Source organism: Streptomyces sp. TRD_SC_5, assembly GCF_056836825.1.
Genome location: NZ_JBWZZS010000001.1, coordinates 771,055 through 785,942 on the forward strand (window position 1 = coordinate 771,055; position 14,888 = coordinate 785,942).

General features: G+C 68.8%; 12 protein-coding genes and 2 pseudogenes. 5 read left to right on the plus strand and 9 right to left on the minus strand.

Going from position 1 to position 14,888, the window contains the following annotated elements:
* Positions 1-27: 27 nt before the first annotated feature.
* Both AC1P0E_RS03630 and AC1P0E_RS03635 read right to left on the minus strand, forming a co-directional pair.
* On the minus strand, positions 28-1,674 hold the full coding sequence (locus tag AC1P0E_RS03630; RefSeq protein ID WP_482740701.1) for a benzoate-CoA ligase family protein: 1,647 nt from the start codon (positions 1,672-1,674) through the stop codon (positions 28-30).
* Positions 1,675-1,792: 118 nt separating this feature from the next.
* Positions 1,793-2,233, minus strand: a complete 441-nt coding sequence (locus AC1P0E_RS03635) for an ATP-binding protein (RefSeq protein ID WP_482740702.1) — start codon at positions 2,231-2,233, stop codon at positions 1,793-1,795.
* A 278-nt stretch (positions 2,234-2,511) separates the two neighbouring features.
* On the opposite strand from AC1P0E_RS03635, the gene AC1P0E_RS03640 reads away from it, so the two are divergent.
* Positions 2,512-3,450: an alpha/beta hydrolase fold domain-containing protein gene (locus AC1P0E_RS03640; protein WP_482740703.1), complete on the plus strand. Its 939-nt coding sequence runs from the start codon at positions 2,512-2,514 to the stop codon at positions 3,448-3,450.
* A 218-nt stretch (positions 3,451-3,668) separates the two neighbouring features.
* Positions 3,669-4,274 (plus strand): phosphatase PAP2 family protein, encoded by a 606-nt coding sequence (locus tag AC1P0E_RS03645; RefSeq protein ID WP_482740704.1) that lies wholly within the window; start codon positions 3,669-3,671, stop codon positions 4,272-4,274.
* Between the two features lie 49 nt (positions 4,275-4,323).
* Here AC1P0E_RS03645 and AC1P0E_RS03650 read toward each other — a convergent pair whose 3' ends face one another.
* Positions 4,324-5,331: a LacI family DNA-binding transcriptional regulator gene (locus AC1P0E_RS03650; RefSeq protein WP_482740705.1), complete on the minus strand. Its 1,008-nt coding sequence runs from the start codon at positions 5,329-5,331 to the stop codon at positions 4,324-4,326.
* A gap of 179 nt (positions 5,332-5,510) precedes the next feature.
* Between AC1P0E_RS03650 and AC1P0E_RS03655 the strand changes: the two genes are divergently transcribed.
* Positions 5,511-6,875 carry a cytochrome P450 family protein gene (locus AC1P0E_RS03655; protein WP_482740706.1) on the plus strand — a complete coding sequence of 455 codons (1,365 nt, stop codon included), beginning with the start codon at positions 5,511-5,513 and terminating at the stop codon, positions 6,873-6,875.
* Positions 6,876-6,981: 106 nt separating this feature from the next.
* Here the strand turns inward: AC1P0E_RS03655 and AC1P0E_RS03660 are convergent, their stop codons facing one another.
* The 4 genes and pseudogenes from AC1P0E_RS03660 to AC1P0E_RS03675 form a co-directional block, all read right to left on the minus strand.
* Entirely contained in the window at positions 6,982-7,455 is a 474-nt protein-coding gene (locus AC1P0E_RS03660) for a glycoside hydrolase family 3 C-terminal domain-containing protein (protein ID WP_482745638.1), read from the minus strand.
* 235 nt (positions 7,456-7,690) lie between these two features.
* Positions 7,691-8,869 (minus strand): annotated as a pseudogene (locus AC1P0E_RS03665) (glycoside hydrolase family 3 protein); the annotation flags it as partial.
* 237 nt (positions 8,870-9,106) lie between these two features.
* Positions 9,107-10,651: a carboxylesterase/lipase family protein gene (locus tag AC1P0E_RS03670; RefSeq protein WP_482740707.1), complete on the minus strand. Its 1,545-nt coding sequence runs from the start codon at positions 10,649-10,651 to the stop codon at positions 9,107-9,109.
* A 132-nt stretch (positions 10,652-10,783) separates the two neighbouring features.
* Entirely contained in the window at positions 10,784-11,500 is a 717-nt protein-coding gene (locus tag AC1P0E_RS03675) for a phosphatase PAP2 family protein (protein WP_482740708.1), read from the minus strand.
* 506 nt (positions 11,501-12,006) lie between these two features.
* On the opposite strand from AC1P0E_RS03675, the pseudogene AC1P0E_RS03680 reads away from it, so the two are divergent.
* A pseudogene (locus AC1P0E_RS03680) lies at positions 12,007-12,345 on the plus strand (carboxylesterase family protein); the annotation flags it as partial.
* Positions 12,230-12,709, plus strand: coding sequence for a carboxylesterase family protein (locus AC1P0E_RS03685; RefSeq protein ID WP_482740709.1), 480 nt, complete (start codon positions 12,230-12,232; stop codon positions 12,707-12,709). The pseudogene AC1P0E_RS03680 and the gene AC1P0E_RS03685, both read left to right, overlap by 116 nt.
* Here the strand turns inward: AC1P0E_RS03685 and AC1P0E_RS03690 are convergent.
* Together AC1P0E_RS03690 and AC1P0E_RS03695 are read right to left on the minus strand one after the other, a co-directional pair.
* Complete coding sequence (locus AC1P0E_RS03690) at positions 12,706-13,980, minus strand: MFS transporter (protein WP_482740710.1); 1,275 nt, start codon at positions 13,978-13,980, stop codon at positions 12,706-12,708. The genes AC1P0E_RS03685 and AC1P0E_RS03690 overlap by 4 nt on opposite strands.
* Before the next feature lie 703 nt (positions 13,981-14,683).
* Positions 14,684-14,833 carry a hypothetical protein gene (locus tag AC1P0E_RS03695; protein ID WP_482740711.1) on the minus strand — a complete coding sequence of 50 codons (150 nt, stop codon included), beginning with the start codon at positions 14,831-14,833 and terminating at the stop codon, positions 14,684-14,686.
* Between the last annotated feature and the right edge of the window lie 55 nt (positions 14,834-14,888).

Consider the following 14,888-nt stretch of genomic DNA (forward strand, 5'->3'; position numbering starts at 1 on the left):
GACAACACGGGGATGGACTGCGTCGCATCAGAGCGCCAGGGGGCTCTGGCCGGCCTCGGAGTGGGCTCGCTTGCGCAGTTCGCCGCGCTGGAGCTTCCCGTTGCTGGTACGCGGGAGTTCCGGGACGAACTCGATGGCGCGCGGGTACTTGTAAGGCGCGATCGACTGCTTGACGTGGTTCTTGAGTTCCGTGACGGTGGCCTCGTCGGCGGCGACGCCGGCCCGGAGGACCACGTACGCCTTGACGAGCATCCCGCGCTCGCTGTCCGGCGCGCCGACGACGGCGCATTCTTCGACGTGGGGGTGCGCGGCGAGTGCCTTCTCCACCTCTGGTCCGGCGATGTTGTACCCGGAGGAGACGATCATGTCGTCGCTGCGGGCCACGTACCAGAAGTACCCATCCGCATCCCGGATGTAGGTGTCGCCCGTGATGTTCCAGCCGCCTCTGACGTACGTGGTCTGGCGCGGGTCCCGCATGTACCGGCAGCCGGTGGGGCCGGTTACCGCGAGAAGGCCGGGCTGCCCGTCGGGGACGGGCCGGCCTTCATCGTCCACCACACGTGCCCGGTACCCGGGGACAGGCCTCCCCGTGGAGCCGGGCCGTATGTCCTGGTCAGCGGCGGAAATGAACACGTGCAGCATCTCGGTGGCACCGATGCCGTCGATGATGCGCAATCCCGTGGCGGCATGGAATTCCTCCCACACCGCTGCCGGAAGCGCCTCACCGGCCGATACGCAGCGGCGCAGTCCGGCCAGCCGGCCCACCGCGCCGGCAGACATGATCGCCCGGTAGGCGGTCGGTGCGGTGAAGAGAACGGTGACACCGTGTTCTGCCACCAGATCGGCGAGCTGTTGCGGAGCGGCCTGCTCAATCAGCAGTGTCGCCGCGCCCACGTGCAGCGGAAAGACCACGAGTCCGCCGAGGCCGAAGGTGAAGGCCAGTGGAGGCGTGCCGGTGAATATGTCGTCCTGCCGCGGCTTGAGGACGTGGCGGGAAAAGGTGTCGGCGTTGGCCAGCACATCGCGATGGAAGTGCATGGTCGCCTTCGGCCGACCGGTCGTTCCCGATGTGAAGGCGATCAGCGCCACATCGTCGGCCGCCGTGTCGACGTTGGTGAACCGTCCGTCCTTGGTGGCGCAGCGCGCGGTGAGATCCGCTTCCGCGGCGGTGTCGCCGTATGAGACGACAGCGAGGCCTGGTGTGTCGGCGGCGGCAAGTTCGTCGAGGTAACGGTGGTCGCATACGGCAACAGTCGGCCGGGCGATGTCGCAGAGGTCGGCGAGCTCCACCGCACGCAGCAGCGGCATGGTGGTGACGGCGACGCCGCCGGCCTTGAGCACACCGAACCAGGCAGCGACCAGCCAGGGGTTGTTGGGTCCGCGCAGCAGGACGCGGTTGCCGGGACGGAGCCCGAAGTCCTGGGTCAGCACCTGGGCGACCTGGTTGGCTCGGGTCAACAGGTCGCCGTAAGTCCACCGCTCCGTGGGAGTCAGCAGGCAGTCACGGTCGGGCCCCCAGCGTTCGACAGCGTCGTCGAGTAGGTGCTGGGCCGCGTTGAGGCGGTCCGGGTAGCGCAACTCCGGTAGATCGAAGTGCAGTTCGGGCCAGAGAGGGAAGGGCGGGAGTCGATCACGGCAGAAGGAATCGACATGGGCAGACGGGGAGAGCTCCATGGGGCGGCACCTCAGTCTCGGGGCAGCAGGGAGAGTGGAGCCAGTATCTCGCTAATATTCCGGTCGTCAATATTTCGCGACACTCAGTTTTGTTAACGGTGCGTTGCGCCGCGCCGGCTCAGCCCGTCGGGAGGCACACCCGGACGGCCTTGCCGCGCAGGCCGGCGACTACGGACACCTCGCCACCCGCCTCCGCGGCCAGAAGGCCGACGATCGCGAGCCCGCGGCCGCACTCGGCCTCCAGGTCGACCGGGCCGACGTGCGGCAGCGACGAATCCCCGTCAGCCACATCGAGCCGGAGCCACCCCTCCCCGAAGGCCACGGTGACGCGCAGCCTGTCGGTCACCGATGCGGCATGCCGCACCACGTTGGTCGTCAGCTCACTGACAGCCAACAGCAGGGCGTCGGAAAGATCGGCGGAGATCCGCCACCCTTCGAGGACGGCACGAACCCGAGCCCGGATCAGCGGGACAGCGGCGGCGGTCGGACTGGACGACCAGTGAGTGAAGGTGCGCCGGCCCGAGGACGGGCGGGTGTGCACCACAGCAGCAGTGAGCATGAAGAGCTCCCGAGCAGGAGGGCAACGACCGCCAGATTGCTCGTGTAACCAAGTTCGAATGAAACCGGCCATATCGAGCGATGAGGGGCGGATGAGGCGTCGCCAGGTTGTTGTTACACGTGTAACATGCTAAGCATCTCCCACGGGAAAGCGCAAGCATTTCGGACAAATGCCCTGAAGTTGATGTTTGCCAAGGCCTGCAGGGCTACCGGCTCCTCGGCTTGAGCGCTCTCGTACTACTCCGTCTCCTGCCTCCCAACCGATAGGAAAGGGCTGCCATGACGCAATCTCCTCCGGTCGACCTCGACCAGGCGTGGCCTCCGCCGCCCTACCGGGCTCCCGAGCCCCCCGTAGTAGCCGAGGACGGCGTACGCCGCTTCGAGGCGATCACCTACGCGACGACTCCCGGCTACCGGCCCCGCCTGCTCGACGTCCACGTACCACCGGGGGACGCTCCGGTTCCGGCGGTCGTCTGGATCCACGGTGGAGGGTGGCTCGACGGTGACCGGCGCTACCCGCCGCCCACCGTCCCCGTCACCTTGCTCCACGGCTCCGTCCTCGGAGCTGGACTCGCTCTCGTGTGCATCGACTACCGGCACAGTCTCGAGGCCCCCTTCCCGGCCCAGCTCCACGACGTGAAGGCGGCCATCCGCTATGTCCGCCAGTACGCCGGCGCCTTCGGCATCGACCCCGAGCGCATCGGCGTCTGGGGGGAGTCGGCGGGTGGTCATCTCGCCGCACTCGCCGCGCTCGTGACACCAGGAAGCCCGAACGGCCAAGCCCTCGAAGGCGCCGAGGGCGTGCGCGAGGGGCACTCGGCCGTACAGGCGGTCGTGGACTGGTACGGGGTCTCCGAGGTCGGCGCCCTGCTCTCGCACCCCATGCCCCCGATGCCACCGGGCGTCGAATTCCCCGATCCGTACGCCGCACTCCTGGGCGGGACCGTCGAGGAGCGGCCGGAGCTGGCGCGGATCGCCAGCCCTGTCACGTACGCGCAAGGGTCAACTCCGCCACCGTTCCTTCTGGTTCACGGCACTCAGGACGCTCTCGTCCCGTACAGCCAGAGTGAGGCGCTGGCCAAGGCGCTCCGGGCGGTGGACGGCGACGTCACGCTCCAGCCCGTGGACGGTGCCGACCACATCTTCATCGGCGCCCCGGACGTCACCCCGATCGTCACCGAGGGTGTCGCCTTCCTGGCTCGTCACCTCGACGCCTGACAGGCACCTGCCGCCCGTCGCGCGGTGGGGGTGCGCCGCTCTGTCGCGCCCCCACCGCCGCGCTCGGACTCGTGTTCCGAGTCCCCCGTTACTCAGATCCGGGCCGCGGGCATTCGCGGCCGCGAGAGGTTCTCATGTCCCACACTCCGGTGGCCGCACCTGACACTCCGGTGGCCGCCACACATCGCCGGTCCACGCCCGCTCTTCCCGGGGCCGGCGTGCCTCGTCTGGGGATCTTCTTCATCCTCGTCACCGCCCTGCTGGGGGTCGTCGTTCATTCGGACACCGCACAGCCGCCCTTCCAGGGACTGGACGAGCGCTGGCTGGGCTGGATGGGAGGCCCCCATGACGGGATCTACGCCGCCGTGGCGGCCGTCCTGGACTGGTTCGGCGGGCCGCTGGGGGTCGTCGTGCCCGTCGGTCTCCTGGTCTTCCTGATCATGCGAAGACGCAGGTGGTCCGTCTTCTACCTTCTTGCCACCTACCTGGGCGGAGGCATGCTGGTCGTACAAGTCCTCAAGTACCTGGTGAACCGTCCCCGCCCGGAGAACCCGATGGTCCGGGTCGACCACGGCTCCTTTCCCTCCGGGCACGCTGCCGGGGCAGCCATGCTGGTGGTGATGATCGGCGCCATCCTGGTCCCTTTGGCCTACCGACGCGCGTGGTGGATCGGGGGCGTGCTGTTCACCCTGGCGATGATGTGGAGCCGTACATGGCTGCACGCTCACTGGGTCAGTGACACCGTCGCCGGCGCAGCGGCCGGAGCGGGCACGGCTCTGCTCTCCTGGTGGTTCTTCCGGCACAAGCTGGCCCGGGAGGACTAGGCCGGCAGCGATGGACGCGGAATCAGCCGCTCGCCTCCGGCTCCCGGTCTCAGGAGGTCCGGCGGTGGACCAGCACGGCCTCCATGCCGGGCACCGGCGGCGCTGTCTCTTCCTCGATCAATTCGTGCAGGGTGTCCGCGATGAACGCCGCCGACGGCAGGTCCAGTCGAACCGTGGTCAGTGGCGGCTGCTGCAGGGCGGAGAGCACGAGGTCGTCGGAGCCGACGATGGCCACCTCTTCCGGAATGGTGATGCCCTCCGCCTGCAGGGCATGCATCAGGAGGGCCGCGTACTCGTCGTTGAAGGCAAATACCGAGTCCAGGTCCAGGGTCCTCCAGCGCTTGGCCAACGCCTCGGCGGACTCGCGGGTGTAGGCGAGTTCCAGCGGTGTGACGGTGGCCATGTGCTGGGCGGCGACGCCCTGGGCACCGGCCAGCCTCGGCCGGGCGAAGGCGTCGAGCCCCCGCTCCCGCGGCATGACCACGCCGATTCGGCTCCGTCCGCGCTCGATGAGGTGGCCAGCGGCGGCCGCGCCGATGTCGGCGTGGTCGAACGCCACCGTGTGGATGCCTTCCATCGGGCGAGACGCGAAGGCGAGGAGTCCACGAACGCCGGCGCGGCGCAGGATCTCAGCCGCTTGGGTGGTGAGCCTGTCGCCGTCCAGGGCGAGCACCGCCGCGGGTCGAAGCTCGGCCCACTGGCGAGCAGCGCTGACCGGGTCGGGGAAGCGGCCGGCGTGCAGGACGGTGGTGTATCCGTGCCGGTCGAGTTCGCTGTGCAGTTCGTCCACCCAGTCGCTGACCAGACGGCCGATCGCGGAGATCGACGCGGGCATCAGGACCAGGTTGCTCCGCCCCGCGCGCAGGGAACGGGCGGCCGCGTGCGGCACGTAGCCGAGGTCCTTGGCCGCGGAAAGCACTCGGGCTTTGGTGCTCTCGCTGACCCGGTGTCCTTGGGTGTCGTTGAGCACGAAGGACACGGTGGCCCGGGACACCCCGGCCAGGCGCGCAACGTCCGCGCTGGTGATCGAGGCTTGGGCACGTGCGTCTTGGGCCATGACGTCCTTCTCCGCTCCTTTCGGCCTGCTGACCGCTTACTCCCCAGGTTACACGCGTTACTGGCGCGTCGGCGGGCGAGGCCTGGCCACCGCCGGCGCTGTTTCCGCTGTTCCGTCGGCGGCGGAGTCCTCTTTGAGACAGGCCCGAGCGTTACCGAGTCGCACTTCGAAGGAGCCTGATGGAGCCGCGCAGCCCCGCATCCCGATGCCCGTACGCGCACGGGCCCGTCCCTGTCCACGGCGCCGCCCTGGCCCAGGACCCGCACGATCTGTACGAGGCGCTGCGCGGGCGCTGGGGAGCCGTCGCGCCGGTCGAGATCGCCCCGGGAATCGCTGCCTGGTTCGTGATGGGCTACCAGGAGGTTCTCGACCTCGTATGGAACGACCGCGCCTTCTCCAGCGATCCCCGCGGCTGGACCGCGCTCACCGACGGCCTGCTCCCCGAGGACTCTCCCCTGCTCGCGATTCTGGGGTGGCGCCCGGCTCTGGACCGCCTCGACGATGCGGCACACCGCCGTCAGCGGCAGGCTGTGGCGGAGACGCTCGGCCGTGTCGACCTGCGGCGTCTGGGTGCGGTCGTCAGAGAGCACGCCGAGTCACTGGTGGACGAATGGGCGACGCACAGCGGTGCTGACCTTGTGGCACAGTACGGACGCCCCCTGGTGTGGTCCGTCCTCGGTCAGTTGCTGGGGCTCGAGGAATCCTGGACGGGGAAGGTGGTCGAGCTGGCCGGTTGTATCGTCGCAAGTGCCGACGAAGCGGCTTGTGCGGAGGCTGAGTTGATGCAGATGCTGCGGCATCTGGTCGCGGTGAAAGCGCAGGAACCGGGCCCTGACCTTACGTCCTGGCTCTTGGCGCACCCGGCCCGCCTGTCGGATGCGGAGGTAGCGCACAATCTGGCACTGTTCCTGCGCGCGGGCGTGCCGAGCACTGTGAACTGGATCAGCGGCATCATGAGATTGCTGCTGAGCGACGCACGTCTGAGCACCGCGTTGGACACGGGTCGGACGAGTGTTTCCGAGGCTGCCGACCGAGCACTGTGGGCCGGCTCCCCCATGACCAACATGGCCGGACGCTGGGCGCGGAACGATGTCACCCTCGCGGGGCGCCGGATTCGAGCGGGTGATCTGCTGATTCCCTGCCTTGCCGCCGCCAACACCGACCCGGGCGTCCAAGAGGCCGGGACACTGGGCAATCGTGCGCACCTCGCCTGGGGCACTGGGGTGCATGCCTGTCCCGCCAAGGACGCGGCGCGATTGATCGTCGAGACCGCGGTGGATGTCCTGCTGCGTCGGCTGATCGACATCCGCCCTGGCGTGCCGGATGCGGCCCTGGAGTGGCAGCCCTCGTTGTGGGGCGCGGCTCCCGCGGGGCTGCCGGCGGTTTTCAGCGCGCCCGGGCGCAGGCCGCGTGGCGCCGCTGGGGTCGCCGGGTTCGCCCTTGACGTGATGGACGTACCGGACAGACGGCGGGAGGACCCGGGTACCGATGACGGTCCTGGTCCGCAGCGGTGGGGCTGGTGGAACTCTTTGTCCGGTTGGTAACGGCTGTTGCGGGTGCGGCATCAAGGACTCGGCGCAGGCCGCCGTTCGCACATGGAGGGTGGCGGCTGCGGCGAGGCAGCTGCCACCCTCCCGCTGGGGGCTGAGGTCAGCCCAGACGAAGGCCGTGGCCATAGGGGAAGAGCGGGTCCCCGGAGTCGTTGGGTACGTCTTCCTGACTTGACTCGACGCTCCGCATCGAGCGGGGCAGTTCGAACGGCAGGCGTCCTTCGGCCGCTGAGAGACCGAAGAGAACGTTCAGCAGCGCGGTGTCCGAGGCGCCGTAATTGGCCACGAGCGCCGCCGCGTGCTCGGCGATCCGCGGTATGACCGCCGGGCGGTCGAGGAAGATGTCCACGACCGTGGGAACGGCGGCGGCGATGTCGAGTACGGGACGCAGTTCCTCTTCGGTGAAGTCGAGGCGGCCTGCCCGGAAGAACGACTCGAACCCCCGTGGTCCGTCGTTTGTCGTAAGGCGCGGCGATGCGCAGGATCGCCACGTCGGCTTCTTGCGGCGTCGCGACGACCGTCGCGTACCGCGTGGCGACGTCCGGGTCGATTCCCTCGACGTACACGCGTACATCGCCTGTGAGAGGGAGTCGGGGCGCCGGGGCGTTGTCCGGCCGGTCCTTCAGCACAGTGACGGAGCGGCTCTGCGCGGCGAGTCCCGCCTTGGTGAACTCGGCGCTTCCGCAGACTTCGGCCGCGGTGTCGGGGTTCGCGTACGGGTCCTCGAAGAGGCCGAGGACGAACTTCTCCCGCAGGAGACGTGCCACCGAGGCGTCGATTCTCTCGGACGTCACCCGTCCGGTGCACAGTAGTTCCAGCACCAGGTTCGGGGCAGCCTCGCCGCCGAGCTGGTCGGCTCCGGCGTCGAGGATGCGTTCGACTCGGGTGAGTCGGTCAAGGTGTTCGGCTCCCCAGGCGCGGGCGGGGAAGGGCGCTCCGAAGATCTCGGTGTCGGTCACCAGGCCCCAGTCGGTGCAGACGATGCCGTCGAAGCCGTACTTTCCGCGCAACAGGCCGGTGATGATGCCCTTGTTGAAGCCGAAGCCGATCTCCTCGTGGTGTGTTCCGATCGGCATGGCGTAGTACGGCATGATCTGCGAGGTCCCGGCTGCGAAGGCGGCTTCGAAGGGGATCAGGTGATGGTCGAAGTTGTCGCCGGGGTAGACCTGTTCGCGGCCGTAGGCGAAGTGCGCGTCCTCGCCGTTCATCTGGGGGCCGGCGCCGGGGAAGTGCTTGGTCATCGCGGCGACGCTGCCGACGCCGAGAGTCTCGCCCTGGAGGCCACGGATGTACGCGGCGACCAGGCGGGCGCTCGTCTTCGCGTCCGAGCCGAAGGTCCCCAGGACGCGCGGCCAGCGGGGTTCGGTGGCGAGGTCGGCCATGGGCCCCAGGGCCAGCCGGATGCCGACCGCGAGGTACTCGCGGCGGACGATGCCGGCGTGCTCGAGAACCAGGTCCTCGTCACCGATGGCGGCGAGGCCTGGAGGTTCCGGCCACAGCGAGAACCCTTCGGTGTGCACGCCGGCGGCCGGGTTGTCCACGAAGCCGTTGCGGGGGTCGGTGGAGATCGTCACCGGGATGCCCAGGCGTGTCGTCGCGGCCAGGTCCTGAAGCCGGTTGTTCCACTCGGCCATGCGTCTTGGGGCTGCCGCGCCGAACAGGTTGAAGTGGTTCATGAGCTTGCCGGTCACCATGGCGGAGGTGGAGGCGCGCATGGGGTCGTCGGTCGGAGCGCCGGGTTCTGGTTCCACCAGAGTTCCGTCGGCGTTGATGGTGATCATGGTCTGGAAGAGCAAGCCCGCCTTCTCCTCCGGCGTCATGCGCTGAAGCAGGTCGGCGACGCGCTCGGCGACCGGGAGACGAGGGTTCTCGTAAGGCTCCATGACGCCGTTGCCGTTCAGGTCGCGGAAGGCCGTGCCGTCGGGGGCGGTGAGCGTACGCGGCCGAACCGCCGGGATCTGTGACATGGAGTACCTGTTCCGTTTCATGGAGCGTCAGCCTTCGCCAGGAGGCCGGCTTGTGGATGCGAGGCATTCGCCGGAGCGGGCTGTCGACCTGGGCAAGCGCCGGCCGGCTCCCCCGAGCAGGTCGGTCCCGGGCGCTCCCCTCGGCGCCCGGGATCTGGGGTGGTCGTCACGCCCACGCGGCGACCACCCCATCAGATTACACGTGTAACAGACGAAGTTCACGGGTTGATGCGCCCGCGAGACACCTCACGCGCGGCTTTACCTTCGCGCGTGCAGCCTGCTGTGCAGAAGGCGCGAGTGTCCGGCCAGGTCTCCCACGGCGGTCACCACCGAGTCGAAGCGCATGGTTTGCCGCGAGTCCGCCTCGTATCGCTCCCAGTTCGGCAGGTCCTGGTGGTTGGGATCACCGGTGCGAACGAAGGCGATCCATGACTCGTGCATGCTGTGGGCCAACCCGTCGCAGACCGCGGGATCCAGCCCTTCAAGGAAGGGTGCGTGAGCCCAGTTGCCGAAGTTGCTGAAAACGAAGGGCAGTTCCAGGCAATGCGCCGCGGCGAGCCTGCCGCCGTGCGACGGCGTCGGCAGGTCGAACTGGTACGCCCACACCGGCCTCCCCGTGCCCGCCCGTGCCTCGGCCAGTTCCACGCAGGGCACTCGGAACAGCTCGTCAGTGATCAGATCCATGAGCACATCGACGGGGCGGGAGCCGGGGCGGGTTCGCGCATAGGCGTCGTATACCTCGGAGGCCTCGTCCTCGCCGAAGGTCTCCGCGATCCTGGCGAGCACCTGGTCTCGCGTCGCCGCGTCGTACCCCTTGTCCAGGGCGAAGCCGAAGGTGGCCTCTTCCCGGGTCCAGCCGATCATCACGTCCAGATCGGCGGCCGCGCCATGGAGCAGTGTCTCGGCGGGGTGCTCGAGCATTGTCACGCCATCGCGTACGGGAAGGAACGGGGTGGGCCAAGAGCCCCATCGCATGGTGCGCGCGAACAGCCCTCCGGCCGCCTCGATCAGCTTCGGCCAGGGCAGCTCCCTGAGCTCGGTGGCGTTCTTGGCGCCCGCGATCTCCAGATAGGCGTCTGTTCGCTCCAGGTACTCGGCCGGGGTCGGGATGTGCAGCCCCAGGGGCGGGCTCTGCAGAATGACGCGCTGGAACAGGCCCTGGGATTCGGGGTGGCCCGCCAGTGCGGCGGTCGAGATCGCCCCACCCGACTGGCCGGCCACCGTGATGGCCGCCGGGTCCCCACCGAAGCGCTCGATGTTGTCACGCACCCACCGCAGCGCCGCCATCTGGTCAGTGAGCCAGAAGTTCCCAGGCTCGGGGCCTTCCCCCTCGCCATCGAAGTACAGGTATCCCAGCGGCCCGAGCCGGTAGTTGATGCTCACCACGACGAGGTCGCCGTCGCGAGCGAAGGCCTCCCCCGAGTAGTTGGGCAGCGAACCCGAGCCCGATACGAAGCCTCCGCCGTGAATCCAGACGAGCACCGGACGGCGGCCGTCGTCCGCGGCGGGTGTCCATACGTTCAGAGTCAGGCAGTCGTCGTCGAACGGCGGCGACCCGTGGCCACCCATCACGGGGTCGCCGCCTTCCATGAACATCTGCGGCGCGCTCGGACCGCAAGCGGTGGCGTCCCGGGTACCGCTCCAGCCCGGGTGCGGCTGCGCCGGGCGCCATCTGAGAGCTCCGACCGGAGGTGCGGCGTACGGCACTCCCTTGAAAACGGCGACCCCGCCGTCGACGGTGCCTCGCAGCCGCCCTGCCCGCAGGTCGACCACGGGCGGAACCCGGCCATCAGAGATAGTCATGAGCTTCCCTTCCTCACTCGCCGCCGTTTCGGCCGGCCTCGCGGCGCGGGGGCGACGACTCAACACAATTGTGCCGCAGGTTTGACGCCCGTCAATGTTTCTGCATGCGTGACGCGCCGACCTCGGCGGCACCTACAGCAACCGGTTGGCGGCGGCACGTACTGCCTCGCGTTCCAGCAGGGGCGCGAAAGCCCGCCACAACAACAGGCAGGTACCGATACCGGCCATGGCTCCGGCGACCGTGTCGCTGAGCCACTGGGCGTGCAGCCAGACGCGGCTCCACATCATGGCCGCGACGTACAGGACCCCGAACACCCACCACCAGCGTCGTACAACCGGCCGGAAAAGCACCACGGCAATCACCGTCACGAGAACCACGGCGGTGAACACCTGGCCGGAGGGGTACGACCCGTCGTTGACCAGGACCAAGGGCTGCGGCGGCCTCGGCCGGTCAACCATGGCCTTGAGAGGCAGGACGACGAGTACGTTCGCGACCACGCAGGCCACAAACACGAACAGCCCCGACCGCCACCGACCGTAGACGCAGAGGCATCCCATCAGCGCGAGGGGGAAGATCAGCCCCAACGGGCCGCCAAGGCGGTCGAGGATGCCGGCGAAGTCCGTAGCCGCCTCGCTCCGGGGGCCCTGCGCCCACCGGGCCGAGCGATCGTCAAGATCCTGGATCGACGACACCACCCCCTCCTGGAACATGAGGCCGATCAGAACGGCCCCCAGCAGGAGCACCGCTCCCGCTGCGAGCGCGCCCCGGGGCGGGGCGGCGGGCACCTGGTGCCTAGGAGGCTTCGCGGGTCTTGGGGGCAGGTCGATTCCGGGGGAAGAGTTCAGCACGGTACGCCTTTCACGGTCACCTCCCCGGGCGTCGGGCGCGGGGAGCACGGCGAGGGACGGATTTCCCGCAGGGGCCACCCCGAGACGGGCGCGAGGTGCGGCTGCCGCCCGAGGGCCATCGCCGCGGGGGCGGGGGCCCAGCCGCAGAGGCCCCTTGTGGGAGCGGTGCACGGCGCGGGCGCGGCTGGTGGCAGTGGGGAACGGTGCCCGAATCGGCGCAGCGGCGAGGCAGGCCAGGGGCGGGCCGCATCACCGGCTCCGGATACGAGCAGTAACGCGGTGGCACCCGGGAGTATTGCGCTCCCCTGGCCGCCGCCACAAGTGCAATATATTTTTCGCCAGAGTGAACCACGCCAAAGCGGCGACGGACAGCGTCCGGACGGCCAGAATCCGCTGATCCAGGCTTCCATGGCGCCTGCACCCGGCTTCACCGCGACTCTCCTCGCGGCCCCACCCCCTCAATTCCCCGTGGCCACCCCTAGCGGAGCACGGGGAGTGGGTGCTAAATCGGCGGGGCATACAGCCAAGGCACCGGAACCCAGTTCGGCGGTCGCACCATGGCCGAGTCGACGAACAGCATTGTCGTCACCATCAACTACCGCTTGGGACAGCTCGGTTACCTGAACCTGCCCGAGCTGACCGACGCCAACGCGCTGCGGTCCGGGTCCTGGGGGCTGATGGACCAGATCGCGGCATTGAAGTGGACACGGAAGAACATCACGGCGTTCGGTGGGAATCCCGCCAACATCACCATCTCAGGTCAGTCCGCCGGCAGCGGCTCGGTGTGCGCCATGCTCGCCTCGCCCCGTACTACCGGCCTGTTCGCCCCGGCCATCCTGCAGAGCGGACCGTGCACCCTGCTGCAAGCTCCCGACCGAGCGCGGGCGGAGAGAGAGCCGCGCCTTCGCGGCACAGGCGGGATGTCACGGTGCGGGGGCGATCGCCGCATGCCTGCGTGGCGCGCGCGGATCCGATCTCGTGGGGGCCGCACGCGCTCTCCCCACGTCCGGGCCCGCCGTCGGCGACCGTCTGCTGCCTGTCCAGCCCTCCCAGGCGATCGCAACTGGAAAGTGGAACAAAGTACCGATCCTGATCGGCAGCACCAAGGCCGAGGGGAGGATGTTCGTCGCGCTGACCCAGCCGTATCTGACTGCGCAGGAGTACACCGCCCAAATCAAGGCGAGCTACGGAGCCGCGGCAGGCAATTAGCTGCTTGTCCCCTGCTCGCTGACACGGCGTCGAATTCTTGCAGCCGCCGCGATGGCGACAAGCACCGCCAGGGCCGCCGGTGCGGCAGCGAGCAGGAGGATGTGCCGGCCGTCGACGGCGAGGCCGATCAGGGCACCGGCAGCCGCAGGACCGACCACCGAACCGGCCCGGCCGAGTGCGGCAGCCCACGCGACGCCGGTCGTCTGAACGGCACGGTCGTACATCGTGACGGCGAGGGCGGCCTGGCCGATCACTCCAGCGGTGATGCCCGCTCCGCCGCCGGCCAGAGTGAGAAACAGCCCGGCGCCCGCGGACTGCATCTGGCTCGAGCCGATCAGGAACGCGGCGCCGACGAAGACAGCTCCGGCGAGAGCCCGCGGAATCCCGATGCGTGCCGCGACGGGGATCAGGATGATGCCCCCGATTACGCCGCCGATACCGAGCACCGCGGAACCGATCGGCGCTTGTTCGGGGCTCAGCCCGTAACTCGTGGTGAGGATCGTAGGCAGCCACGCCTGGAGGGCGAAGGTCGCAGTGAACACCAGGAATGCGAAAGCCCACAGCAGCACCGTGTTGACGGTTGAATCGCCGTTGAAGAGGGCGGCAACACGAACCTTCCTCGGGCTCGGGCGACCGACCGCAGTCTCCCCGGCGGTTGGTATCTGATCCTCGCGCGGAAGCCCCCAGAACAGAGCGGGGAGAAGCGCGACGGGCAGCAAGGCGCCCAGCCAGAACACCGATTCCCACCCGAAGCCGGCGATCAGGCGTCCGCCGAGGAGCCCACCGGTCATTGCTCCGACACCGAGCGCCAGGGCGACACCGACAGTGAAGACGTCACGGCGGGCCTTGGGGGCATGGTCGGCGGCCAGTGAGATGGACGTCGGGAGAACCACGCCCAGTCCGAGCGCTGTCACCAGGCGTATCAGCGTGAGCTGTCCGATGCCGCCGGCCAGAACGGTCAGTGCCGAACCGGCGGCGAAGAGCGCGGTGCCGGCGATGATCACGTTTCGGCGCCCGTACCGTGCTGCCAGACTGCTGCACAGCAGGTAGCCGATGACGACTCCGATGTTCGTCACGACCAGGGGCGGCGCGAACGCCGCCGGCGTCAGACCCCATTCCCTGGCCATTGTGGGGGCTACGAATCCCAGAGACGTCGTGTCGTACCCGTCGAGAAGCAGGACAGCGAATACGAGGGCGTTGACCCGCCACAGGGCGGCTCGGCTCGTTCTGCTCTCGGAGGGGGAAGGCGAGCGGGGCGGGGCTTGTTTCATGGGACACCTCGGCAGAAGGAGGGCTTGACGCCTCTGAGCAGGGGATGAAACGGACTTCGCGCATGCTTGCGCGGGTGTCTGGGCACGCCGCGGAGCAGGGAGGAGGATGGCGAAATTACACGTGTTACCCGGTGGGGAACTGTGTAACATCAGACGAACTGCTCACGCCAGGCTTACTGGACAGAAACATAGGCCGCCCGTGGTCATGAAAGCGGATTACACGTGTAGCTTGCCGCGCGTACGGCCGACCGCTCCGTCCCGGAGCCTTCGGTCAGGCGCCCTGCAGCTCGGCCCCGGTCACAGTGATCGCCCGCAGTGTCCGGTCCGCGTAGGCCCGGAACCGGTCCGTCATATCGACCCCGCACGAGTCGGGCGCCCACTGGGGCTGGAGGCCATCCATGACGGTGGCCGGAGTCGCCCGCCTCGGCCAGCAGGACGTCGCACATCTTGACCTACCCTGCCGAGCCGTCCAGCGTTGTGCGCGGTCAGCTCGGCCAGCGTCGTGAAGCACTCGACCGCGGAGACGGGTTCCGTCGTGAAGAACCTTGCGACGTCCTGCTGGTCGCGGAACTCCAAGGGCCGCGCGTGGGAGCTCTCTGGCCTTGCGGACAGCGTTGTGCGCTGTGCAGCGCCGGCGTGCAGGGCACACGCCCTCCGTGTGTACCGAGCGCTTCGCCAGCCGTATGAAAGCGCGTCGCCGCCTTCAGGCGCCGCGGCTGGCCTGGGCAGCAAGTCCGGTTCCAGTCCGTACGACGGTCACCGCGACATCGTCGAACGGCACGGTGATCGGGGCATCGGGCAGTGCCTGCAACTCGCCGGTTGAACGGCACGAGATGTCGGCGCCGGTAGGCATCAACCCTGAACGTACGGGCGTCGGTTGGGGCACTCCACAACTACGAGGGAGGGGT